At 67.8% G+C, this 22,163-nt stretch carries 23 protein-coding genes; 13 read left to right on the top strand and 10 right to left on the bottom strand.

The genetic code is table 11. The features are described from left to right. The first annotated feature begins 41 nt into the window (after positions 1-41). Genes B1818_RS18690 through B1818_RS18680 form a run of 3 tightly spaced genes read left to right on the top strand, consistent with a single transcriptional unit; the run spans position 42 to position 3,301 of the window. The gene (locus B1818_RS18690; protein ID WP_078113615.1) at positions 42-1,073 is read left to right on the top strand and encodes an OB-fold nucleic acid binding domain-containing protein; all 1,032 of its coding nucleotides are present in this window, start codon (positions 42-44) and stop codon (positions 1,071-1,073) included. Further along, the gene (locus B1818_RS18685; RefSeq protein ID WP_058253562.1) at positions 1,073-2,116 is read left to right on the top strand and encodes a thiolase domain-containing protein; all 1,044 of its coding nucleotides are present in this window, start codon (positions 1,073-1,075) and stop codon (positions 2,114-2,116) included. The genes B1818_RS18690 and B1818_RS18685 overlap by 1 nt, the downstream gene beginning before the upstream one ends. Positions 2,117-2,122: 6 nt before the next feature. After that, on the top strand, positions 2,123-3,301 hold the full coding sequence (locus B1818_RS18680) for a thiolase domain-containing protein (protein WP_058253563.1): 1,179 nt from the start codon (positions 2,123-2,125) through the stop codon (positions 3,299-3,301). 43 nt (positions 3,302-3,344) lie between these two features. Here B1818_RS18680 and B1818_RS18675 read toward each other — a convergent pair whose 3' ends face one another. From B1818_RS18675 to B1818_RS18655, 5 genes are all read right to left on the bottom strand, one after another. Continuing rightward, a complete protein-coding gene (locus B1818_RS18675; RefSeq protein ID WP_058253564.1) occupies positions 3,345-3,893 on the bottom strand; it encodes a carboxymuconolactone decarboxylase family protein in 549 nt (182 codons plus the stop codon). Further along, positions 3,890-4,504 (bottom strand): hypothetical protein, encoded by a 615-nt coding sequence (locus B1818_RS18670; protein WP_058253565.1) that lies wholly within the window; start codon positions 4,502-4,504, stop codon positions 3,890-3,892. The genes B1818_RS18675 and B1818_RS18670 overlap by 4 nt, the downstream gene beginning before the upstream one ends. Next, positions 4,501-4,980, bottom strand: coding sequence for an RNA polymerase sigma factor (locus B1818_RS18665; protein ID WP_058253566.1), 480 nt, complete (start codon positions 4,978-4,980; stop codon positions 4,501-4,503). Before B1818_RS18665 ends, B1818_RS18670 begins: the two co-directional genes overlap by 4 nt. Positions 4,981-5,181: 201 nt before the next feature. Continuing rightward, positions 5,182-5,634, bottom strand: coding sequence for a nuclear transport factor 2 family protein (locus B1818_RS18660; RefSeq protein WP_078113614.1), 453 nt, complete (start codon positions 5,632-5,634; stop codon positions 5,182-5,184). Continuing rightward, positions 5,631-6,950, bottom strand: coding sequence for a cytochrome P450 (locus B1818_RS18655; RefSeq protein WP_058253568.1), 1,320 nt, complete (start codon positions 6,948-6,950; stop codon positions 5,631-5,633). Before B1818_RS18655 ends, B1818_RS18660 begins: the two co-directional genes overlap by 4 nt. Before the next feature lie 336 nt (positions 6,951-7,286). On the opposite strand from B1818_RS18655, the gene B1818_RS18650 reads away from it, so the two are divergent. Together B1818_RS18650 and B1818_RS18645 are read left to right on the top strand one after the other, a co-directional pair. Next, positions 7,287-8,450: a steroid 3-ketoacyl-CoA thiolase gene (locus tag B1818_RS18650; RefSeq protein ID WP_078113652.1), complete on the top strand. Its 1,164-nt coding sequence runs from the start codon at positions 7,287-7,289 to the stop codon at positions 8,448-8,450. Next, on the top strand, positions 8,450-8,941 hold the full coding sequence (locus B1818_RS18645) for a nitroreductase family deazaflavin-dependent oxidoreductase (protein WP_058253570.1): 492 nt from the start codon (positions 8,450-8,452) through the stop codon (positions 8,939-8,941). Before B1818_RS18650 ends, B1818_RS18645 begins: the two co-directional genes overlap by 1 nt. Before the next feature lie 294 nt (positions 8,942-9,235). Here B1818_RS18645 and B1818_RS18640 read toward each other — a convergent pair whose 3' ends face one another. Then, positions 9,236-9,859: a TIGR03086 family metal-binding protein gene (locus B1818_RS18640; RefSeq protein WP_058253571.1), complete on the bottom strand. Its 624-nt coding sequence runs from the start codon at positions 9,857-9,859 to the stop codon at positions 9,236-9,238. A 94-nt stretch (positions 9,860-9,953) separates the two neighbouring features. Here B1818_RS18640 and B1818_RS18635 point away from each other — a divergent pair, with 94 nt between their 5' ends. Together B1818_RS18635 and B1818_RS18630 are read left to right on the top strand one after the other, a co-directional pair. Further along, positions 9,954-10,913, top strand: coding sequence for a YafY family protein (locus tag B1818_RS18635; protein WP_058253578.1), 960 nt, complete (start codon positions 9,954-9,956; stop codon positions 10,911-10,913). A 76-nt stretch (positions 10,914-10,989) separates the two neighbouring features. After that, positions 10,990-12,117 (top strand): DUF5685 family protein, encoded by a 1,128-nt coding sequence (locus tag B1818_RS18630; protein WP_078113613.1) that lies wholly within the window; start codon positions 10,990-10,992, stop codon positions 12,115-12,117. A 412-nt stretch (positions 12,118-12,529) separates the two neighbouring features. On the opposite strand, the gene fadD8 is transcribed toward B1818_RS18630, so the two are convergent. Continuing rightward, entirely contained in the window at positions 12,530-14,176 is a 1,647-nt protein-coding gene (fadD8, locus tag B1818_RS18625; RefSeq protein WP_058253926.1) for a fatty-acid--CoA ligase FadD8, read from the bottom strand. Between the two features lie 156 nt (positions 14,177-14,332). Between fadD8 and B1818_RS18620 the strand changes: the two genes are divergently transcribed. After that, positions 14,333-14,989: a GNAT family N-acetyltransferase gene (locus B1818_RS18620; RefSeq protein ID WP_078113612.1), complete on the top strand. Its 657-nt coding sequence runs from the start codon at positions 14,333-14,335 to the stop codon at positions 14,987-14,989. A gap of 74 nt (positions 14,990-15,063) precedes the next feature. Here B1818_RS18620 and B1818_RS18615 read toward each other — a convergent pair whose 3' ends face one another. Genes B1818_RS18615 through B1818_RS18605 form a run of 3 tightly spaced genes read right to left on the bottom strand, consistent with a single transcriptional unit; the run spans position 15,064 to position 17,177 of the window. Beyond that, positions 15,064-15,444 (bottom strand): nuclear transport factor 2 family protein, encoded by a 381-nt coding sequence (locus tag B1818_RS18615; RefSeq protein WP_078113611.1) that lies wholly within the window; start codon positions 15,442-15,444, stop codon positions 15,064-15,066. Further along, positions 15,441-16,337, bottom strand: coding sequence for an SDR family oxidoreductase (locus tag B1818_RS18610; protein WP_065629769.1), 897 nt, complete (start codon positions 16,335-16,337; stop codon positions 15,441-15,443). The genes B1818_RS18615 and B1818_RS18610 overlap by 4 nt, the downstream gene beginning before the upstream one ends. Positions 16,338-16,388: 51 nt before the next feature. Further along, a complete protein-coding gene (locus tag B1818_RS18605) occupies positions 16,389-17,177 on the bottom strand; it encodes an SDR family oxidoreductase (RefSeq protein WP_058253930.1) in 789 nt (262 codons plus the stop codon). Positions 17,178-17,268: 91 nt separating this feature from the next. On the opposite strand from B1818_RS18605, the gene echA20 reads away from it, so the two are divergent. The 5 genes from echA20 to B1818_RS18580 all read left to right on the top strand — a co-directional run bounded on the left by echA20 (position 17,269) and on the right by B1818_RS18580 (position 21,791). Next, positions 17,269-18,054 carry a (7aS)-7a-methyl-1,5-dioxo-2,3,5,6,7,7a-hexahydro-1H-indene-carboxyl-CoA hydrolase gene (gene echA20, locus B1818_RS18600; protein ID WP_078113610.1) on the top strand — a complete coding sequence of 262 codons (786 nt, stop codon included), beginning with the start codon at positions 17,269-17,271 and terminating at the stop codon, positions 18,052-18,054. Between the two features lies 1 nt (position 18,055). Continuing rightward, positions 18,056-18,949, top strand: a complete 894-nt coding sequence (locus B1818_RS18595; protein ID WP_058253935.1) for a CoA transferase subunit A — start codon at positions 18,056-18,058, stop codon at positions 18,947-18,949. Further along, the gene (locus tag B1818_RS18590) at positions 18,946-19,737 is read left to right on the top strand and encodes a CoA-transferase subunit beta (protein ID WP_078113609.1); all 792 of its coding nucleotides are present in this window, start codon (positions 18,946-18,948) and stop codon (positions 19,735-19,737) included. Before B1818_RS18595 ends, B1818_RS18590 begins: the two co-directional genes overlap by 4 nt. Further along, entirely contained in the window at positions 19,734-20,846 is a 1,113-nt protein-coding gene (locus B1818_RS18585) for a nitronate monooxygenase family protein (protein WP_078113608.1), read from the top strand. The genes B1818_RS18590 and B1818_RS18585 overlap by 4 nt, the downstream gene beginning before the upstream one ends. A 144-nt stretch (positions 20,847-20,990) precedes the next feature. After that, on the top strand, positions 20,991-21,791 hold the full coding sequence (locus tag B1818_RS18580) for an ABC transporter ATP-binding protein (RefSeq protein WP_078113607.1): 801 nt from the start codon (positions 20,991-20,993) through the stop codon (positions 21,789-21,791). Positions 21,792-22,163: the final 372 nt, after the last annotated feature.

Here is a 22,163-nt window from a genome sequence, read left to right as displayed (position 1 = left end):
TTGTGCCCAATACTAGAACGTGTTCTACTCGAGATGTGAGCATGAGCGTAACGTCTCCGGCCGCCCCGAATCCCGTCGCCGAGGTGCCCGAGCCGAAGTCCCCCATCCTGACCGCTCCCCTGACCAACTCCTTCGACTACACACGGTCGCTGGGCCCGGTCCTGAGCCAGTTCGCGCTCGCGTTGCGCGATGGCCGGATCATCGGGTCCAAGGGCAGTGACGGCAAGGTGTCGGTTCCCCCGGTCGAGTTCGACCCCGTCACCGGCACCCAGTCCACCGAGTTCGTCGAGGTGTCGACCGTCGGCACGGTGACCACGTGGACGTGGAACCCCGAGCCGGTGCCGGGCCAACCGTTGGACACGCCGTTCGCGTGGGCGCTGATCCGTCTCGACGGCGCGGACACCACACTGCTGCACGCGGTTTCGGCCGATTCGCCCGACGACCTGTCGACCGGCCTGCGGGTCCACGCCGTCTTCGGCGCCGCGCGCATCGGCCGGATCGACGACATCGCGTACTTCGCCCCCGGCGAGGAACCCGCCACCGCTCCGGCCAACACCGCCGACGCCCCCCAGGGCGCGGAGGCGGGGCTGCTCGTCATCCCCACCCCGGTCAGCACCGCGATCACGCACTCGGCCAACGAGGAAGAGTCCGTGTACCTCGAAGGACTGAAGGCGGGCAAGCTGATCGGCACCCGCATCGGTTCGGGAGTCGACGCGGGGCGCGTGTACTTCCCGCCCCGCGGCGTCAGCCCCGCCGACGGTTCACCCGCATCCGAGCGCGTCGAGTTGGCCCACACCGGCATCGTCACCACGTTCTGCATCGTCAACGTGCCCTTCCAGGGACAGCGGATCAAGCCGCCCTACGTGGCGGCCTACGTGCTCCTCGACGGGGCGAACATCCCGTTCCTGCACCTGATCCTGGACTGCGAGGCCTCCGAGGTCCGGATGGGCATGCGCGTCAAGGCCGTCTGGCTCCCCGAGGACGAATGGGAGTACTCGATCGGCAACATCAGCCACTTCGCGCCCACCGGAGAGCCCGACGCCGAGTACGAGACCTATAAGGACCACCTCTGATGACACTGCCACCGATCGCGATCATCGGCTTCGCGCACAGCCCGAACATCGCCGGCTCCCACGGCACCACCAACGGCGTCGAGATGCTGATCCCCTGCTTCGACAAGCTCTACGCCGAGCTCGGCATCGCCCGCACCGACATCGAGTTCTGGTGCAGCGGTTCCTCCGATTACCTTGCCGGACGGGCATTCTCGTTCATCTCCGCGATCGACTCGATCGGTGCGATGCCGCCGATCAACGAGTCCCACGTCGAGATGGACGGCGCCTGGGCGCTGTACGAGGCGTGGGTGAAGATCGCGACGGGCGAGGTCGATCTCGCCCTCGCCTACGGATTCGGCAAGGCCACCGCGGGCAACGCCGACCAGACGCTCACCCTGCAGACCGATCCGTACACCGTCGCCCCGCTGCATCCGGATGCCCGGTCGCTCGGCGCCCTGCAGGCTCGCGCCGGCCTCGACGCGGGCGTGTGGACCGAGGCCGACATGGCCGCGGTCGGTGCTCGGACCTTCGGCGGTTCCGTCGACGAGCTGCTCGGTCGTGAGTACGTCGCGAACCCGCTGCGACAGCACGACATCGCGCCGTACACCGATGCCGCCGCAGCGGTCGTCATCGCCAGCGAGCGCAAGGCCCGCGAGCTGGTGGCCAACCCTGCCTTCGTCACCGGGTGGGATCACCGCATCGACACACCCAACTTCGGGGCACGCGATCTCACCGTCTCACCGTCGACGAAGCTGGCCGGCGACACCGCCTTCGGCGACCGCAGCCGCGCGGTCGACGTCGCCGAGATCAACGCGTCGTACACGCACCAGGAGATCATCGTCCGCAACGCGCTCGGACTCCCCGACTCGGTGCGGATCAATCCGTCCGGCGGTTCGCTGGCCGGCAACTCGCTGTTCTCCGCGGGTCTGCAGCGGATCGGGTACGCGGCCAACGAGATCCTCGGCGGCAACGCCGGCACCGCGGTCGCCCACGCCTCGAGCGGCCCGCTGCTGCAACAGAACATGGTGGTCACCCTGAGCGCCCAGAACAACGAGGGGGCCTGAGAACTGATGGGACACAACAATCGTGCCGCGGTGCTGGGCACCGGGCAGACACGGTACGTCGCGAAGCGATCCGACGTCACGATGGCGGGCATGGTCCGCGAGGCCATCGACGCCGCGCTGATCGACTCCAAGGTCTCGCTCGACGACATCGACGCGATCGTCATCGGCAAGGCCCCGGACCTCTTCGAGGGGTCGATGATGCCGGAGCTCGCGATGGCCGAGGCCATCGGCGCTGTCGGCAAACGCCTCATCCGCGTACACACCGCGGGTTCGGTCGGCGGTTCGACGGCCAATGTGGCCGCGTCGCTGGTCTTCGCGGGCGTGCACAAGCGGGTCCTGGCCGTCGCCTGGGAGAAGCAGTCCGAGTCCAACGCGATGTGGGCGCTGTCGATCCCGGTGCCGTTCACCAAGCCGGTGGGCGCCGGCGCGGGTGGCTTCTTCGCCCCGCACGTGCGCGCCTACATCCGGCAGTCCGGCGCGCCCGAGCACATCGGGGCGATGGTCGCCGCCAAGGATCGCCGTAACGGCGCGCTGAATCCGCTTGCGCACCTGCACCAACCGGATCAGACGGTCGAGAAGGTCATGAGCTCGCAGATGCTCTGGGACCCGATCCGTTACGACGAGACCTGCCCGTCGTCGGACGGGGCCTGCGCGGTCGTCATCGGCAGCGAGGATGTCGCCGATGCCGCGATCGCCGCAGGCGATCCGGTGGCGTGGATCCATGCCACCGCGATGCGCACCGAGCCGCTGTCCTACGCGCACCGCAACGTCGTCAGCCCGCAGGCCGGTCGCGATGCCGCGGCCGCGTTGTGGAAGGCCGGCGGCATCAGCAACCCGCTGGAGGAGATCGACGCCGCCGAGATCTACGTGCCCTTCTCCTGGTTCGAGCCGATGTGGCTGGAGAACCTGGGATTCGTGGCCGAGGGCGAGGGGTGGAAGCTCACCGAATCCGGCGACACCGAGATCGGCGGGCGCATCCCGCTCAACGCGTCCGGCGGTGTGTTGTCGTCGAACCCGATCGGGGCGTCGGGCATGATCCGGTTCGCCGAGGCCGCCATCCAGGTCATGGGCAAAGCCGGAGACCACCAGGTCCCGGACGCCCGGAAGGCACTGGGCCACGCCTATGGCGGTGGCTCGCAGTACTTCTCGATGTGGCTCGTCGGCGCCGACAAGCCCCTGCACTGAGCGGAACTTCGTGGCATTCATGCGCCATATGTGCGCATGAATGCTACGAAGTGCGTTCGGGGACAGCGCAGGCGAGGCCGTCGGCCATTCCCGTGGGTCGCACACCCAGCGACTGGTTGAGACGCGCGCGCTGATTCTCCCAGGCCACGGTCATCGCGAGTTCGACGATCTGGGTCTCCGACAGGTGTTCGGCCAACCGGCGGCGCAGGTCCGCGAGATCGTCGCCGACAGCCGGCGTACGGGTCATCGCCTCGGCGTAGCCGATGACGAGTTTCTCCAGATCGGTGTAGGCCGTCGACTCCTCATAGCGCGGCAGATCGCGGAGTTGCTGCTCGGTGATTCCGGCGCCCGACGCCAGCGCGGAGCCGATGTCGAGGCAGAACTCGCAACTGACCATGCCGGCGGCCTTGAGCTCGGCCAGTTCTTTGAGTTTCGGATCCATCCGGTTGGACAGCAGCATCGCGCTCTCCATCCCGGCGATCCCGCCCGCCACCAGCGGCCGACGAACGAGGTGGCCGACGAGTTCGGTGCGATGACGCCGGGCCCGCCGCATCGCGCGTACATAATTCCGGATTCGATGCAGTGCTCTCATACCCGTCCTTCCCGATCCGGCCGAAAACTGTAACGCCGCCCCAGCGCATATGTGACCAGCAGCACCAGGGCAGCCACACCGACCGCACCGTGGGCGACCGCACCCCAGGCGAAGACGCCGATCTCGTGGAGACCGCGTCCGCCCATCACCAGTCCGAGCGGCACGCCCGCGATGACGGCGACGGGTAGCCACTGGCGACGCGTCGAGGCGACCGCGATCGCCGCGCCGACGGCGATGAACGCCAATCCGCCGTCGACCATCGCGTGCTGGTTGAACGGCTCGCCGAGCGACGCCGAGATCCACTCGCCGGCAATCATGTTCCCGACGCCATGGATGATCAGGATCGCGCCGAGCGCGGCCGCGGCCACCTGCGCCGCCGACCACCGTCTTCTCCGACGACCGGCAGGCGCAGGATGCAGTATCCGGTCGACCGAAACGTAGGTCGACGCGGGCGGGTCGGGCCGCAAGCCACCGGCGAGCAACTCGAGTTCCGGGTCCGGAGCATTCGGGACGTCGCGCCCGTCGAGAACTGCCGATATCGCGTCATCGAGTCGTTCGGCCGCAGCGATGTCCACGGGGTCGAACTGTTCACTCGGATCGTGAGGCGTCACCTCGGCATCACCTCCCTCAACTTCGCCACCCCGCGATAGACGAGCATCCGTGCGGCCGTCGCCGAGATCCCCATCGCCGCGCCGATCTCGTCGGAGGTGAGTTCGGTGGCGAATCGCAGGGTCACGGCTTCCCGCTCGCGCGCCGTCAGAACCCACAACCGGCTGCGCACATCGTCGGCCGCGGCGGCCCGCAGCATCGCGGTCTCGGGATCGCCGTCGTAAACGGACACCCCCGCGTCGCCGAGGTCGACCTCGGCGACCGGCACCTCGCGGGATCGCCGGGCCCACCAGTCCGCGACGACATGCCGCGCGATCCCGATCAGCCAGGCGCCGACGCTGTCGCGCCGGTCGTCGAACCGGTCCCACGAGCGCATCGCCTTCACGAAGACCTCCGCGGTCACGTCGTCGGCGTCGGCGGCCCCGGGCACACGGGTCCGCACGTAGCGCCAGACCCCCGCAACGTGTTCGCGGTACACCGCGTCGAACTGATCGACCGCGCCGGACTCCGAGTCGCTCCCCCTCCGTCGACGACGCCGTGGGGGCGTCGGTGAACCTGTCACCCCATCTTCGGGCCCGGCCGACGCGCTGTAACGACGGATGGGAGAACCCGGCCCACAAACGACCGCGGGCGGGACAGGGTGAGCACCCTGTCCCGCCCGTGGCGGCTCGTGTTGCGACTATCCGGCCTTGCGCACCGAGTTGATCGTCCTCTCGACTTCCCAGAAGGCGCGCAGTGCCGACAGCTTGCCGTCGGCGTCGGCGCGATAGGTGAACACCCCGCGCGCCTCGGAGACATGGCCGGCGATGTGGGTGACGATGCTGCCGATGTAGGCGACCTCGTTCCCGCAGATGATCTCCTCGTCGAAGCGGAACTCGATGCTCTCGGTCGTCCCGATCGATTTGTCCCAAAACTCCGAGATCTGCTCGTGCCCGCGGAATCCGACGCCGTCCGGGTCGAACATCGACGGGCCGACCGGGTCCTCGACCGTGGCGTCTGCCGCGAAGTTGTCGATCCAGGCCTGTTTGTCCCTGGACTCCACGAACTCACGCGAACGACGCCCCGCCACGACTGCGGGATGGTTCTCCCGGTCGATGCCGAGGTAGGCCGGTGTCTGCTCTGCTGCGGTCACTTGGTGCCGTAGTCGACGCGGAGTTCCTTGACGCCGTTGATCCAGCCGTGGCGCAGACGGCGCGGTGCGTCGAGTTTGGTGATGTCGGGCACCATGTCGGCGAGCGCGTTGAACATCAGGTTGATCTCCATCCGCGCGAGGTTCGCACCGACGCAGAAGTGCGCACCGTTGCCGCCGAACCCGACGTGCGGGTTGGGATCGCGCATGATGTTGAACGAGAACGGATCGTCGAAAACGTCCTCGTCGTAGTTCGCCGAACCGTAGAACATGCCGACGCGCTCACCCTTGGCGATGTCGACGCCGCCGATCTGCGTGTCGCGCTTGGCCGTCCGCTGGAAGCAGTTGACCGGGGTCGCCCACCGCACGATCTCGTCGACCGCGGTCGCCGGGCGCTCCTTCTTGAACAGTTCCCACTGATCGGGGTTGTCCAGGAAGGCATTCATCCCGTGGCTGATGGCGTTGCGGGTGGTCTCGTTGCCGGCGACGGTCAGCAGGATGAAGAAGAACCCGAACTCGGTCTCGTCGAGCGACTGCCCGTCGATGTCGGCGTTCACCAGCGTGGTGACGATGTCCTCGCCGGGATTCTTACGCTTCTCCTCGGCCATCGTGTAGCCGTAGCCGAGGATCTCGGCGTTGGCCTGCTGCGGATCCGTCGTGTAATCCGGGTCGTCGGCGTTCATCATCGAGTTCGACCAGTCGAACAGCTTCTCCCGATCCACCTCCGGCACGCCGAGGAGGTCAGCGATGGCCAGCAGCGGCAGGTCGACGGCCACGTCTTTGACGAAGTCACCGCTGCCCTTCTCCGCGGCCTTGGCGACGATGTCGCGGGCGGCGTCGTCGAGCTTCTCCTCGAGTGAATGCACGGCGCGCGGCGTGAACAACTTGGAGACCAGCTTGCGCAGGCGGGTGTGCTCCGGCGGATCGTGGTTGATCAGCAACGCCTTGGTGATCTCGATCTGATCGGCGGTCATGTCGTCTTCGAAACGCATGATGACGCCGTTGGCGTTGGTTTCCCAGTCCTCGTTGTTCTTGGAGATCTCGCGGACATGGGCGTGCTTGGAGATCACCCAGTACCCGCCGTCGTGGAAACCACCGCCCTTGCCGGGCGCCTGGGCATTCCACCAGACCGGCGCGGTCTTGCGCAGTTGCGCGAACTCCTTCACGGGGATTCCCTGCTCGAGCAGATCGGGGTTGGTGAAGTCCCACCCCTCCTGCTCCATGAACGGGCACTTCGCGACTACGTCGGAAGGGCTCGTGCGCGCAGAATCCGCCGGGGTCGGCTCGCTGCCGATCGGGGCGCTCTGGGCCTGGGTCACGTCACACCACCTCGCTGTGAGATTTAGAACCTGTTTCAATCATATTGAAGCACACTGTGACGCATACGACACTCTCAGACGAGAACTTGTTCTAGTTTTGTTCCCGACCCGGTATCCGACCTGCGATCTTCCCTCACAGATTCATTCGCGTTCGTCGCCGTGCAGCGTCGACGCATGGCGTCGAACACCCGTCGAGTGGGCCGCCCTGCCCGCGTCATCCACCCCAGCGTAGACGCAAACATAGAACGTGTTCTAGCGTGATCACAGCGGCCTCGACGGACCGTCGGGCCTCATCCGTGGACATCCGGGTTCACCGGTACGAACGAAGGAGTGGCGATGGGCGTTCCCGTCATCGTAGAAGCGGCGCGCACGCCGATCGGCAAGCGCAACGGTTGGCTCTCGGGCCTGCACGCCGAGGAGTTGCTCGGCATCACCCAACGCGGCCTCCTCGAGAAAGCGGGCCTCGACCCCGCCCTCGTCGAGCAGGCGATCGGCGGCTGCGTGACCCAGGCAGGCGCCCAGGCCGGCAACATCACGCGCAAGGCCTGGCTGTCCGCGGGTCTGCCGGAGGCGACCGGAGCCACCACCATCGACGCGCAGTGCGGTTCGGCGCAGCAGGCCAACCATCTGATCGCCGGGCTCATCGCCTCCGACGCGATCGACATCGGCGTCGCCTGCGGAGTGGAGACGATGTCGGTCGTTCCGCTCGGCGCGAACGTCGGCACCAATGCCGGTCCGTATCACGCGGATTCGTGGGACGTCGACATGCCGAACCAGTTCGAGGCCGCCGAACGGATCGCCAAACGCCGCGGTATCACGCGCGCCGACATCGACGCGCTCGGCGAGCGCAGTCAACGCAACGCCCGTAAGGCATGGGACGAGGGTCGATTCGACCGCGAGGTCCTGAGCCTCAAGGCGCCCGAGCGCACCAAAGAAGGCGAACTGACCGGGAACATCCTCGACGTCAGCCGTGACCAGGGTCTGCGCGACACCACGCTCGAATCCCTGTCCGCGCTCAAACCCGTTCTCGAGGGCGGTATCCACACCGCTGGAACGTCGTCACAGATCTCCGACGGCGCGGCCGCCGTGCTCATCATGGACGAGTCCCGGGCACGCGAGCTGGGCCTGACACCGCGCGCACGCATCAAGGCGCAGGCGCTCGTCGGCGCGGAGCCGTCCTTCCACCTCGACGGTCCGGTCCAGGCGACCGAGCGCGTCCTGGCCAAGTCGGGAATGTCGTTGTCCGACATCGACATCGTCGAGATCAACGAGGCGTTCGCGTCCGTGGTACTCAGCTGGGCCCAGGTCCACGGCGCCGACCTGGACAAGGTCAACGTGAACGGCGGTGCCATCGCCCTGGGACACCCCGTGGGCAGCACCGGCTCTCGCCTGATCACCACCGCGCTGCACGAACTGGAGCGTCGGGACGGTCAGACCGCGCTGGTCACGATGTGCGCCGGCGGCGCCATGGCCACCGGCACCATCATCGAGCGCATCTGATGCCCGCACTCGACCCGAACAACAAGCCCGCGCAACTGGATTCGCCGATCGTCAGCAAGATCATCAAACTGGGGTCGAAGGCGAACACCGCGCTGTACAAGGCCACCGGTGGTCGTGTCGGGGGCACCTGGCGGGTCGGTGCGGGTCTGCGCAAGCCCGCGCCGGTGTGCTTGCTGACCACCATCGGGCGCAAGTCGGGACAGCCGCGCACCGCGCCGCTTATCTACCTGCGGCGCGGGGACTCCTTCGTCGTGGTCGCCTCCCAGGGCGGCTCGGCGAAGAACCCCGCCTGGTACCTCAATCTCCGGGACAACCCGCAGGTCACCATCCAGATCGGCAAGGAGAAGCACGACCTCGTGGCGCGCACCGCCACCGATGCCGAGCGCGCCGAGCTCTGGCCCGATCTCGTCGACACCTACGCCGACTACGACACCTACGCCGCCTGGACGGAACGAACGATCCCGGTGGTCATCTGCGAGCCGGCCCGCTGATCGCTCAACACCTTCTGCTCTCCCGAGGTGCAACATCCTCCGCTCCCTAAGGTGCGAGGAGCGCAAGATCCTCCGCTCCCTGAGGTGTGAGGAGCGATAGCGACGAGCCACGAAGGGCGGCAGGGCATCTCACCAGACCCTTCGTGGCTCGCTTCGCTCGCACCTCAGGGAGCAGGGGGCCGTCACGCTCGCACCCTCGGTCGCCAAGACCCTTCGTGACGCGCCCTCCGCAAGCTCCGGACGCTCCTCAGGGAGAAGGGGGCTCAGGGAACCATGGGGTTCGCTTCTTTCGGATCACGAAGCCGGGGACCAGCCCGCGGGGTCCCGGCCGGTCCAGTTGGCCAGTCGCTCAGTGGGTCCGGCGCCGGGCCGGGGTTCGACGACGACGCCGAACGGCACGTTGGGGTCGGTGCGGATCTCGGCCGGGATGAACTGCTGCGCGACCGCGAGCGTCGCCTCGGCCGTCGCGGGATCTGCTTCCGCGGGTTGCCCGGTGGCAACGGCGAGGTCCCAGCCGTGCACGAGGGTCTCGCTGACATAGCCCCAGAGCGCGCCCGCGCCGGGTACCTCACCCCACGGCACCTGGACCATGCGGGTCAGCGACGCATCATCGGACCATCCCTCCAGGGCGGCCTCGACCAGTGCGGAGTAGGTGGCAGCGTCGTGCTGCTCGGCGATCGTCCGCATCGTTCGGACGTCGAGTCCGTCGGCGAGTGCCCGGGCACGCTCGGCGGTCGCCACGACGTGCGCCGAGAGTGTCCGGACGTCGAAGTCCTCGCAGGGAGTGGGCGCATCCAGCTGATCGTCGGCGATCCCGGTCAGCAGTGCGGTGACCCAACCAGTTGCCACTCGGAATGCGGGACGGGGGTCGACGGGTGCGGCTGGGGCGGGAACGGCCTCTGGTGTGGTTGCGGTCATGATGACGTCCTCTCCTGGTGGTTGGTCGGTCTGCCACCAGTGAATCCGCGATACACGACATCTCCTGTCATGTATTCGGGAGAGAATCATGATCGTGCGCGCCGAACGTCTCATCGCCCTGCTGATGGTGCTGAAGAAGCACGAGCGGGTGACCGCCGCCGTATTGGCCGCCGAGCTCGGGGTCTCCGAACGAACCGTGCTCCGCGACATCGACGCGCTGTCGCTGTCCGGCGTGCCGGTCTACGCCGAGCGCGGCCGACACGGCGGCTTCGCGTTGTTACCGGGGTATCGCACCGATCTCACCGGACTGACCGTCGACGAGGCCACGTCGTTGCTCGCCGGTACCGGACGGGTCGACTCCCCCGCGTTCACCAGCGCCATGCGCAAGGTGACCGCCGCCCTGCCCGAGGCGCATCGGAGTCATGCCGTGCGCGCCGCGCAGCGGATTCTGGTCCGTCCGGAGGGTTTCGTCAGAACCCCGGAGATCCTCGACGGCCTCCAGGCCGTACAACTCGCCGTGTTCGAGGGCCGACGGATCCGTGTGAGTTACCGCAGCCGGGGTGCGCACACCCCGCGCGAGCACGTCCTCGACCCGATCGGACTCATCGTGGCGGGCGAGACCTGGTACCTCGTCGCCACCTCGTCGCGCGGCAGCACGTCGCACGACGGCGCCGGCTCGGCGGAACGCATGTACCGCGTCTCCCGGATGAGCGACGTGGACGTCCTCGACGAACCGGCGCACCGGTCCGAGGACGTCGACCTCGGCGAGATCTGGGAGCGGCATCGTGACGCGTTCCGACGCTCCTTCGAACCCGTCGACGTGGTGATCGACTGCTCGGTCGACGATGCCGAGCAGATCGAGTCGATCGCCGCCGCAACATATCTCGACCGGCCACCAGAAGGACGATGCCGGCTCGGACTCCGGTTCGCCGACCGTCGCCACGCCACGCGCGCGTTATGGGCGTCGATGTTCGACCACGACTTCGTGGTCTGCGAGCCGGAATGGCTCCGAACCACGCTCGTAGCCCGCGCCCGCGTTGTCGGCGGCGACTAGGCGAGCACATCGGGCCGCCTGCACCGAACGAATGAATCCCCTGGCGAGGTCCCCCCGCCTGTGGTCTGATTCTCGAATGTTCGGGGTTCTCACTCCATGTCGGCACGCACTCGACGACGACCTGATGGACCAGTGGCGCTCCCACCTGTGCGGGGTCTGTCTGTCGCTACGCGACAACCACGGCCAGTCGAGCAGGTTGACGGTCAACACCGATGCGGTGATGGTCTCGATCCTCACCGCGGCCCAGTCGGCGGCGGAGTGCGCCTCCACCGAGGCCGGTCGGTGTCCCCTACGCGGAATGCGCACGGCGACAGTCGTGTCCGCCGACGAACCGGGTGTCCGCCTCGCCGCGACCGCCTCCCTCACCCTCGCCGCAGCGAAGGCGGCCGACGTCGGCAACGAGCAGCGACACGCGCTGGCGCCCCGTCGGCCGGTACGCGCGAAGCTCGCCGACTATGCCGGGAGCCACCTGCGCCGGAATGCCGCGGCCGACACCGAGGTTGCCCGACGTCTCGATGTGGACGGCATGATGACGACGCTCACGCGTCAAGCCGAGATCGAGTCGACGAGCGTCGTCCTCGACGACCTCACCCAGGCGTCGGCAGTGGCTGCGGCACAGGTCTTCTCCGCGTCGGCGATACTCGCCGACGCACCCCGCAACGAGGCCGCGCTCTCCGACATCGGGGCCGATTTCGGTCGGATCGCGCACCTCCTGGACGCGGTCGACGACTATGACTCCGACGCCGAGCAGGGACGGTACAACCCACTCCGGTCCACCGGAACGTCTCCGGAGACCGCGCTCGAGCAGTGCCGGCGACTCGCCTCCGCGATCCGGACCCGCTACGCCGACCTCGATCTCGTCGACGACCGACTCCTACGGGTGGTGTTGCTCGACGGACTGCGCCACGCGATCCACAAGCGCATGCACCCGCACGCCGAGGCCCCTTCGGTGGTCGCCGACTCGCGCACCCAGTGGCCGCCGCACCGGCCGTTCGGCTATCCGACCGAGTGGCCGTACCCGCCACCCTTCAAACCGAATCGATCGTTCCACGAACGGATTCTGCCGTTCATCGGTGTCTCGTGCTTCGGCAAGGCCTGCTGCGTCGACCACTGGAATCACTTCACCGACAGGTACAAGGACGCGGTCTGCGACGACTGCGACTGCTGCGACTGCTGCGATTGTTGCGACTGCTGCGACCTGTGACCCGCCCGGGCGGGTCAGTTGAGGAGCGACAATGCGCTCCCCCTGTGCTCCCCAAGGTGCGAGCAATGCGCTCCCCCTGTGCTCCCTGAGGTGCGAGCGAAGCGAGCCACGAAGGGCTCCGCAACCTGTCTCACCAGGCCCTTCGTGGCTCGTCGACCTCGATGCGCTCCTTCGTCGCTTGCTCGGCCCGGCGGCTAACGCTCCTCACACCTCAGTATCTGCGGCCAGGCGGCCGTCGTGGACAACGAAAGAACCTCCGCTCCCTGAGGAGGCCGGAGCTTGCGGAGCCGTCACGAAGGGTCCTGGTGAGCCGGTTGCGAAGACCCTTCGTGACGCGCCCTCCGCAAGCTCCGGGCGCTCCTCAGGGAGCAGGGGGCAGGTCGTTTCTTTCGGATTAGGGAGCAGAGGGGATCTAGCCGACGCCGCGGTCGGAGTCGGCCCAGTACTGGGACCGCAGCGCCTTCTTGTCCGGCTTGCCGAGCGCGGTCAGTGGCAGGGCATCGGCGAAGATCACCCGCTTGGGTGACTGCACCGCACCCTTGCGGTCTTTCACGGACTGCTGGATCTCGGCGGTGATCCGGTCCTTCGCCGCGTCGTCGGCGTCGGCATCGTTGCGCAGCACCACGATCGCGGTGACCGCCTCGCCCCACTTGTCGTCCGGGACACCGATCACGCCGACCTGACCCACTGCCGGGTGTTCGGCGACGACGTCCTCGACCTCGCGCGGGAACACATTGAAGCCACCGGTGACGATCATGTCCTTGGTGCGGTCGACGATGAACCAGAATCCGTCCTCGTCCTCGCGGGCCACGTCGCCGGTGCGCAGCCAGCCGTCGCGGAAGGTGTCCGCGGTCTGTTCGGGGAGGCCCAGGTACCCGCCGGCGAGAAGTGGTCCCGCGACGCAGATCTCGCCGGGTTCGCCCTGCGGGACGGGCTTGTCGTCGGGCCCGAGCAGGGCGGTACGCAGGAAGGCCGACGGCCGTCCGCAGCTGCTCAGCCGACGCTGGTCCTCACCGGGACCCGGATGGTCACCCTTCGCCAGGTAACTGATGACCATCGGCGCCTCGGACTGACCGTAGTACTGCGCGAAGATCGGACCGAAGCGTTCGATGGCCTCGGCCAGCCGGACCGGATTGATCGGCGACGCACCGTAATACACGGTCTCCAGCGAGGACAGATCGCGCGTCTTGGAGTCCGGGTGATCCATCAGTGCGTACAGCATCGAGGGCACCAGCATGGTCGCGGTGATCTTCTGCTCCTCGATCGTGCGGAGCACCTCGGCCGGGTCGAATTTGGACAGGACCACCATCGACCCGCCCTTCATGAGGGTGGGGACGAAGAAGGCGGCGCCGGCGTGCGAGAGGGGCGTGCAGAGCAGGAACCGCGGGTGTTCGGGCCATTCCCATTCGGCGAGCTGGATCTGCGTCATCGTCGACATCGCGCGGGCTGTCCCGATGACGCCCTTCGGCTTGCCGGTGGTGCCGCCGGTGTAGGTGATGGAGACGACGTGGTCGGGTGAGAGATGCGCGGCGACAAGGGGCTTCGGCTCGAAGTTGTCGGCTTCGGCGATCACGTCCCGCGCGTGGGCGGCGAGTTGCTCCGGCACCGGTCCGAGCGTCAGCACCTGCTTGAGACCGGGAACCCGTTCGAGCAGTGCCGCGGCCCGCTCGACGAACATGGGCACCGGGTCGATGATGAGAGTCGACACGCCGGCGTCGGAGAGCACATACGCGTGGTCGTCGAGTGAGCCCAGGGGATGCAGTGCGGTGCGGCGCCATCCCTGCGTCTGGCCGGCGCCGATCACGAACAGCACCTCGGGCCGATTCAGCGCGAGCAGGCCGACCGCGGTTCCCGTACCAGCCCCCAACCCCTCGAACGCCTGGATGTACCGACTGATCGACGCGGCCATCTCACCGCCGGTCATCTCCGTGTCGCCGAGCGACAGTACGGTGCGGTCGGCGTGCCGCCGCAGCGCCGCGACCATCAGGTCGCCCATGTGCGTGCCCCCGCGCAGGTGATCGAAGTCGGCCGGTGCTGTCGTCGTACCCTCGTTCGTCATGACCACCAGACTAGGACGTGTTACAGCTCTAGGGAAGAATCCCCACCAAAACCGCACTATGAGACACGAGAACGTGTTCTAACATTCCCTTGCGGATGCGCCTTCCGCGAATCTGAAGTCCGCCACCGGCGAGGGGTGGTGACCTAGGATCGAACCATGACTGATCTCGACCTCGCCACCACCCGGCGTGACATCGCCGACGCCCTGCTGACCGCCCTCGAGCACCGCCACGAGGTCCTCGATGCCATCGTCGACGCCGAGAATCATGACGAGGCCGTCACCGCGATCGTCGACCTGCTCGGCAAATCCAAGCTCGGCGCCGAGGCCATCCTCGACATGAAGCTCGACCAGCTCACCAAGGACGACCGCCGCAAGAACCAGGCCGAACTCGACGACCTCAACAGCGCCCTCACCTTCACGCTCGCCGAACGTCCGGCCAGCAGTGGGGACACCCTTGATCTCCGTCCGTTCGACCCGTCCGCCGACGCCGAACTGTTCTCGGCGCGCACCAACGAGATCGGCACCGCCGGCGACGGTTCGGGCGCTCCCGCCGGCGATGTCGCGGCCGAGATCGATGCCGCCACCGCCCGGGTCGACGCCGAGGAGGCCGTCTGGCTGGTCGCCGTCGAGGGCGAGTCGAAGGTCGGCTTCGTGTTCGGCGAACTGAAGGACGGCGAGATCGACCTGCGCATCTGGATCCACCCGCAGTTCCGCAAGTCGGGGTACGGCACCGCAGCGCTACGCAAGTCCCGTTCGGAGATGGCGGCGTACTTCCCCGGCGTGCCGATGGTCGTCCGCGCGCCCAGCGCCTGACGGTCCACCTACAGTCGACGAACCCACCGCCCGTTCGGGGTGGTGGGTTCGTCTGTTGGTGGCGTGCCGGACGGTCAGGCCCGTTGGGGCCGCGGGAGGCCGAAGTGGGCGACGATCGCGCGGATCCGGTTGTCCTCGTCGACCACGAAGGTCTCGGACACGGTGGCACCCAGCCGAAGGGTCTTGGGTCGGACGTGGACGATGTAGCGCGTGGTGACGCTGTGCCCGTCCACCGTGGCGGTGAAGTCCGAGATCCGGTGGATGAGGCGGAATTGCGGGCCACGCGCGAGGCTGCGGGCGATGTGGTCGCCGTCGCGCCCGGTCCGCACACCGAACTCCACGCGGGTGCAGTCCGGGTGCAGGACGACCGCGGACGGATCGTGACTCACCAAGGCGTCCACATAAGCGCGCGCCGCGGCCATCCGCTCGGCCGAGGGATCTCGGGGCGAGGTCATCGCGCGCCGTACACCGGCATCGGTACCGGCGCCTTGGCCAGGATCTCCTCGATCACCGGGCCGAGCTCGCCGGCCTCCCACCGAGAGCCCTTGTCCCGCTCGATGCTTCGCTGCCATCCATCGGTGATCGAGATCTTGCCGCCCTCGACTTCGAACACCCGGCCGGTCACCGAGCCCGCCGCGGGCGAACCCAGCCAGACCACGAGGGGCGAGACGTTCGCCGGATCCATCGTGTCGAAGGAACCGTCGGCGGGCGCCGCCATCTGAGCGGCCATCGCCTCACCGGCACCCATGGTCATCTGGGTACGGGCGGCCGGAGCGATCGCGTTCACGGTCACACCATACGACCCCAGTTCCGCGGCCGCCTGGATCGTCAGAGCCGCGATGCCGGCCTTCGCCGCGACGTAGTTGCCCTGCCCCACCGAACCGTAGAGTCCCGCACCGGAACTCGTGTTGATGATGCGCGCCTGCGGAACGTCGCCGGCCTTCGCCTGGGCACGCCAGTGCGCGGCTGCGTGCCGCAGACCGACGAAGTGCCCTTTGAGATGTACGCGGACGACCGCATCCCACTCGTCCTCCGACAGCGAGACCAGCATCCGGTCGCGCACGAAACCCGCGTTGTTGACCAGTACGTCGAGGCGTCCGAACGCGGAGAGTGCGGTCTCGACCATGGCCGCACCCGAATCCCAGTCCGCGACGTCGCCCACCGACGCGACTGCCTGCCCGCCGGCGGCGACGATTTCGTCGACGACCTCACTCGCGGGGTCCTCGGCGTAGTCGTTGACGACGACCTTCGCGCCGTCGGCGGCGAACGCGAGGGCGTGGGCGCGTCCGATGCCCTGGCCGGCACCGGTCACGATGACGACACGACCCTCATTCAACTTGCTGGTCACTGATGTTCTTCCTTTCCGAAGTGTCTGCGGCCCCGAACCGCACACCGGGTCTCAGACTGCGTTACCGGCCGTGGCGGCGTCGAGGAATGCCGGCTTCTCGCCACCGCCGTGGACGGTCAGCGTCGACCCGGTGATGTAGCCGGCAAGCGGTGACAAGAGAAAGGCGACCGCGTTGCCGACATCGGCGGGAGTGGCCATCCGCCCCATCGGGATGGTCTCGCCGACGGCTGCCACACCGGCGTCGTCGCCGTAGTGCAGGTGGGACTGTTCGGTGACGACCGGGCCGGCCACGACCGAGTTCACCCGCACCCGCGGCGCCCACTCGACGGCGAGCGAGCTCATCAGGTTGTCGAGTCCGGCCTTCGCCGCACCGTAGGCCGAGGTGCCGGGTGACGGCCGGTGGCCGCTCACGCTCGAGATGTTCACGATGCCACCGCCATCCGGCTGCGTCTGCATCACCGCGTTGGCCGCGCGGGCCACGGCGAGCGGGGCGAGCAGATTGAGGTCGACGATCTTGCTCGCGAACCGGACCGACGCGTCGGCGGCCAGCGCGAACGGGGAGCCGCCGGCATTGTTCACGACACCGTCGATGCGTCCGGCCCGCCCGATGATGTCGTCCATCATCGCCACGACCGCATCCGCGTCGCGGACATCGCAGGACACGAAATCGAGATCGCGGAGGTCGTCGGCGAGATTGTCGGCGTTGCGACCACAGATCACCGGACGGGCGCCGAGCGAACCCAGGACGCGGGTGATCCCGGCACCCACCCCGCGCGCCCCGCCCGTGACCAGGATGACCTTCCCGACCAGGCCCAGCTCGACCTGTGACTGCGTCTGCATGGGTGCTACCCTACCAAACAACCAAGCACTTGCTTGGTGCGCTTCCGCAGTCCCCTCGGACTGTCCGGACCGCCCCATGAGAGGAGCCCGCGTGCCGATCACCACGACACGTTCCGATACCGGGATCGTGACCGTCACCGTCGACTATCCGCCGGTCAACGCGCTGCCATCGGCCGCATGGTTCGAACTCGGCGACGCCATCACCGCCGCCGGCCGGGACCCCTCCACCCACGTGGTGGTGCTCCGCGCAGAAGGTCGGGGCTTCAACGCGGGCGTCGACATCAAGGAGATGCAGGCGACCGACGGCTTCGACGCCCTGATCGGCGCCAACCGCGGATGCGCCGCCGCCTTCAGTGCCGTCTACGACTGCGCCGTCCCCGTCGTCGTCGCCGTCAACGGGTTCTGCGTGGGCGGCGGCATCGGCCTCGTCGGCAATGCCGACGTCATCGTGGCCTCCGACGACGCCGTCTTCGGACTACCCGAGGTGGACCGCGGAGCACTCGGCGCCGCAACCCATCTCGCGCGGCTCGTGCCACAACACATGATGCGCACCCTCTACTTCACCGCCAAGAACGTCACCGCCCGGCAACTCGAGCACTTCGGTTCGGTCCACCGGGTCGTGCCCCGCGAGGAACTGCTCGACGCGGCACTCGAGGTCGCAGAGGCCATCGCCGCCAAGGACACTCGCGTGATCCGCGCAGCCAAGGAGGCGATCAACAACATCGACCCCGTCGACGTCAAGGCGAGTTACCGCCTCGAGCAGGGGTACACCTTCGAGTTGAACCTGGCCGGCGTCGCCGATGAGCACCGCGACGCGTTCGTGTCGACCGGCAAACCACTTGCCGCGAATTCCGCCTCGGATGGAGGACGTGCCTGACATGCCCACCGACAAGACAAGCACTTTCGACGACGTCATCGCCGAGCTACGCGACGGCATGACCATCGGCATCGGCGGATGGGGTTCGCGCCGCAAGCCGATGGCGTTGGTCCGTGCGCTCGCCCGCTCCGAAGTCAAGGACCTCACCGTGGTGACCTACGGTGGCCCCGACCTCGGATTGCTCTGCGCGGCAGGGAAGGTGCGCCGCGCGTACTACGGCTTCGTCTCGCTCGACTCGGCTCCGTTCTACGATCCGTGGTTCGCCAAGGCGCGCACCAACGGCGAGATCGAGGTACGCGAGATGGACGAGGGCATGGTGAAATGCGGCCTCGAAGCAGCCGCCGCACGCGTGCCGTTCCTGCCCATTCGTGCCGGCCTCGGCTCGGACGTCCTCAACTTCTGGGAGGGTGAGCTGAAGACCGTCACCTCGCCCTATCCCGACGCCGACGGCCGGACGCAGACGCTGGTGGCCATGCCGGCACTGAAGCTCGACGCCGCCTTCGTGCACCTGGATCTGGCCGATGCCCACGGCAATGCCGCCTACACCGGGGTCGACCCGTACTTCGACGACCTCTACTGCGCGGCCGCCGAACGTCGCTATCTCGAGGCCGATCAGATCGTCTCCACCGAGGTGCTCGTCAAAACCGTCCCACACCAACGTCTTCTGCTGAACCGAATGGCCGTCGACCGCGTCGTCCACGCGCCCAATGGCGCTCACTTCACGTTTGCCGGGGAGTACGGCCGGGACGAGAAGTTCCAGCAGTTCTATGTGGCGTCGGCGAAGGAGCCCGAGACCTGGGACGCGTTCTCGCGCCGATTCCTCCAGGTCGACGAACAAACCTACCAGCGAGAAGTGACCGCCTGGCAGGACGAGCAGAAGGAGACCGGACAGTGAGCACCGCCGAAACCGCGACCACGCCCGGTGAATCGTCCGGTACGGATGAACCCACCCGCGCCGAGTACTGCGTGATCTCCTGCGCCGACATCTTCGCCGGCGCCGGCGAGATCATGGCCTCGCCGATGGCGCCCACCCCCCTGCTCGGCGCCCGGCTCGCGCGTCTCACCACCGAACCCGACCTGCTGATCACCGACGGCGAGGCGCTGATCCTCGCCGACACCCCGCCGATCGGGAAGACCGGGCCGATCGAGGGGTGGATGCCGTTCCGCAAGGTGTTCGACGTCGTGGCATCGGGTCGGCGCCATGTTGTCATGGGCGCCAACCAGATCGACCGGCACGGCAATCAGAACCTGTCGGCGTTCGGTCCGTTGCAGCACCCCACTCGTCAGATGTTCGGTGTGCGTGGCGCGCCCGGCAACACCATCAACCACCCCACCAGCTACTGGGTGGCCCGCCACACCGCGCGCGTCTTCGGCGAGTCCGTCGACATCGTGTCGGGCGTCGGTTTCGACAAGGTTGATCCGGAGAACCCGGCCTTCGACGACCTGAACATCCATCGCGTGGTCACCAACCTCGGCGTCTTCGACTTCGGCGGACCAGGCCACACCATGCGGGCCCTGTCCCTGCATCCCGGGGTCGGCGCCGACGAGGTCGCCGAGAACACCGGCTTCGAGGTCGAAGGCCTTGCCGACGCACCCGAAACGCGCCGGCCGACGGCAGAGGAGCTCGGTCTGATCCGGGACGTCCTCGACCCGAAGGGCGTCCGCAACAAGGAAGTCCGATGAGCGGTCCCACCAGCGCACAACCGAGTCCCGCGCGCGCCGCCGGACTGTCGACGTCGTTCACCGAGCTCGTCGGCATCGAGTACCCGATCGTCCAGACCGGCATGGGATGGGTGTCCGGACCGTCGCTGACCTCGGCAACCTCGAACGCCGGCGGGCTGGGCATCCTGGCGTCGGCCACGATGACGTTCGCGGAACTCGAGGCGGCCATCGCGAAGACGAAATCGTTGACGGACAAGCCATTCGGTGTGAACATGCGTGCCGACGCGACCGATGCCCCCGAACGCATCGACCTGTTGATCCGAGAGGGCGTCAAGGTCGCCTCGTTCGCGCTGGCCCCGAAACCCGAACTGATCGCGAAGCTCAAGGACAACGGCATCGTCGTGATCCCGTCGATCGGTGCGGCCAAACATGCCGTCAAGGTCGCCTCGTGGGGTGCCGACGCAGTGATCGTCCAGGGCGGCGAGGGCGGTGGTCACACCGGACCGGTCGCCACCACCCTGCTGCTGCCGTCGGTGCTGGATGCGCTGTCCGCCAAGGGTATCGACATGCCGGTGGTCGCCGCGGGCGGGTTCTTCGACGGCCGTGGGCTCGCCGCCGCACTCGCCTACGGGGCTCAGGGCGTGGCCATGGGCACCCGGTTCCTGCTGACGTCGGACAGTGCCGTGCCCGACTCCGTCAAGCAGGAGTACCTCGCCCGCGGTCTCGGCGACACCGTTGTCTCGGTCAAGGTCGACGGCATGCCGCACCGCGTGTTGCGTACCCCGCTGGTGGAGGCGCTCGAGAGCGGGAGCCCGGCCCGGGCCCTCGTCGCCGCGGCCCGCAATGCCAACGAGTTCAAGCAGATGACCGGCATGCGCTGGACGACGATGCTCAAAGACGGGCGCACGATGAAGAAGTCGGGCGAACGCACGTGGCAGCAGGTCATCATGGCCGGCAACACCCCCATGCTGCTCAAGGCCGGCCTCGTCGAAGGTGACACCCGCGCCGGCGTGCTCGCCTCCGGCCAGGTCGTCGGCATGATCGACGACCTGCCCAGCTGTGACGAGTTGATCCAGTCCATCATGACCCAGGCGCACGAACGGCTGAAGGCTCTCGGGTCGTTGGGCTAGGGGCCGCGGCCGCCGGGCCTTCGAGGCTCGTCGCTTGCGCTCCTCGCACCTCAGGCAGCGCAGGGCGGCCCGTCACCCCCCCTCCCCCTGAGGAGGCCCGGAGCTTGCGGAGGGCCGTCACGAAGGGTCCGGTACCTTCGGACCGTGACGACTCCGGAAGTCCTGCGCCTGAATTCGGTCGACTTCGTGCGGCAGTCCCGCGCGATCCTCGCCGATATCGACCTCACCGTCCACGCCGGCGAGCGGTGGGCGCTCATCGGCCCGAACGGCGCCGGCAAGTCGACGATCCTGAGCCTGTGTGGCGCGGAACAGCATCCGACGCGCGGGACCGTCCATGTCCTCGGACACCAACTGGGGCGCGTCGAGACCCGGAAGCTGCGTGAGTCCATCGGCCACGTCAATCCGCGGCATCCGCTGCGGTCGCCGCTGTCGATCCGCGAGGTCGTGCTGACCGGTGCGACCGGCACGACCGAGCTGATGGACCACCGGGGACCCGCATCGGAGACACTGGCCCGCGCCGACGAACTGATCGAGATGCTCGGCTTGAGCGCGCTCGCGTCGGCGCCGTGGACGAACCTGTCGCAGGGCGAACGCGGCCGGACCCTGATCGCCCGCGCGCTGCTCTCCGATCCTCGACTCCTGCTGCTCGACGAACCGTCGACCGGCCTCGATGTGGCTGCCCGCGAGCGTCTTCTGCAGACCGTCGACCGGCTGCACCGGACACATCCCGATCTCGCGACGGTGCTCGTCACCCATCACCTCGAGGAACTTCCCGAGACGACCACGCATGCCGTGCTGGTGACCGGCGGCCGAATCCTCGCCGCCGGGCCGGTTCACGACATTCTCACCACAGCCCTGGTGACCGAGTGCTTCGATTACCCGATCGAGATCGCCCACCAGGAAGGGCGGTGGTCGGCGCGGGGGGTCGCGACCACTGCTCCCTGAACTCGAGCACCGCGAGTACGGGCCCCGCCAATCCCCGAGCAGTTGGCAGAGCGGACAGGCTCCTCAGGTCCCCAGCGCGAAGGCCGCCGGCGACGAGATGGCACTGCAGATTTCGTGCGCTCCGAGGTCGGTGGTGAACCCGGGCCCTATTGCTCGGCTAGCCACCGTGTGACTGGTGGGGTTTCTGTTCACCACGGTTCACTGCGGTTCACCACTGATGTTCGTGTGACATAGACTGCCGCACAGCTTGATTCGACGGCAGATAGGTTGTGGACAAACCTCGTCGTCGAACGTCTTGGCGAGTACATTGGTCTCATGTCCTCGATCACCGAGCTCCGCGACACCCTCATTGGTCTGCAACCCCCGCCCGAC

It is taken from the genome of Gordonia sp. IITR100, from assembly GCF_002009645.1.
GTDB lineage: Bacteria > Actinomycetota > Actinomycetes > Mycobacteriales > Mycobacteriaceae > Gordonia > Gordonia hongkongensis.
This window is presented reverse-complemented; position numbering and strand designations above follow the sequence as displayed.

Bases quoted from the DNA above. Each gene is read 5' to 3' on its own strand.
- B1818_RS18690 (WP_078113615.1), top strand. From the start codon at position 42: ATGAGCGTAACGTCTCCGGCCGCCCCGAATCCCGTCGCCGAGGTGCCC.
- B1818_RS18685 (WP_058253562.1), top strand. From the start codon at position 1,073: ATGACACTGCCACCGATCGCGATCATCGGCTTCGCGCACAGCCCGAAC.
- B1818_RS18680 (WP_058253563.1), top strand. From the start codon at position 2,123: ATGGGACACAACAATCGTGCCGCGGTGCTGGGCACCGGGCAGACACGG.
- B1818_RS18675 (WP_058253564.1), bottom strand. From the start codon at position 3,893: ATGAGAGCACTGCATCGAATCCGGAATTATGTACGCGCGATGCGGCGG.
- B1818_RS18650 (WP_078113652.1), top strand. From the start codon at position 7,287: ATGGGCGTTCCCGTCATCGTAGAAGCGGCGCGCACGCCGATCGGCAAG.
- B1818_RS18645 (WP_058253570.1), top strand. From the start codon at position 8,450: ATGCCCGCACTCGACCCGAACAACAAGCCCGCGCAACTGGATTCGCCG.
- B1818_RS18640 (WP_058253571.1), bottom strand. From the start codon at position 9,859: ATGACCGCAACCACACCAGAGGCCGTTCCCGCCCCAGCCGCACCCGTC.
- B1818_RS18630 (WP_078113613.1), top strand. From the start codon at position 10,990: ATGTTCGGGGTTCTCACTCCATGTCGGCACGCACTCGACGACGACCTG.
- fadD8 (WP_058253926.1), bottom strand. From the start codon at position 14,176: ATGACGAACGAGGGTACGACGACAGCACCGGCCGACTTCGATCACCTG.
- B1818_RS18620 (WP_078113612.1), top strand. From the start codon at position 14,333: ATGACTGATCTCGACCTCGCCACCACCCGGCGTGACATCGCCGACGCC.
- B1818_RS18615 (WP_078113611.1), bottom strand. From the start codon at position 15,444: ATGACCTCGCCCCGAGATCCCTCGGCCGAGCGGATGGCCGCGGCGCGC.
- B1818_RS18605 (WP_058253930.1), bottom strand. From the start codon at position 17,177: ATGCAGACGCAGTCACAGGTCGAGCTGGGCCTGGTCGGGAAGGTCATC.
- B1818_RS18595 (WP_058253935.1), top strand. From the start codon at position 18,056: ATGCCCACCGACAAGACAAGCACTTTCGACGACGTCATCGCCGAGCTA.
- B1818_RS18585 (WP_078113608.1), top strand. From the start codon at position 19,734: ATGAGCGGTCCCACCAGCGCACAACCGAGTCCCGCGCGCGCCGCCGGA.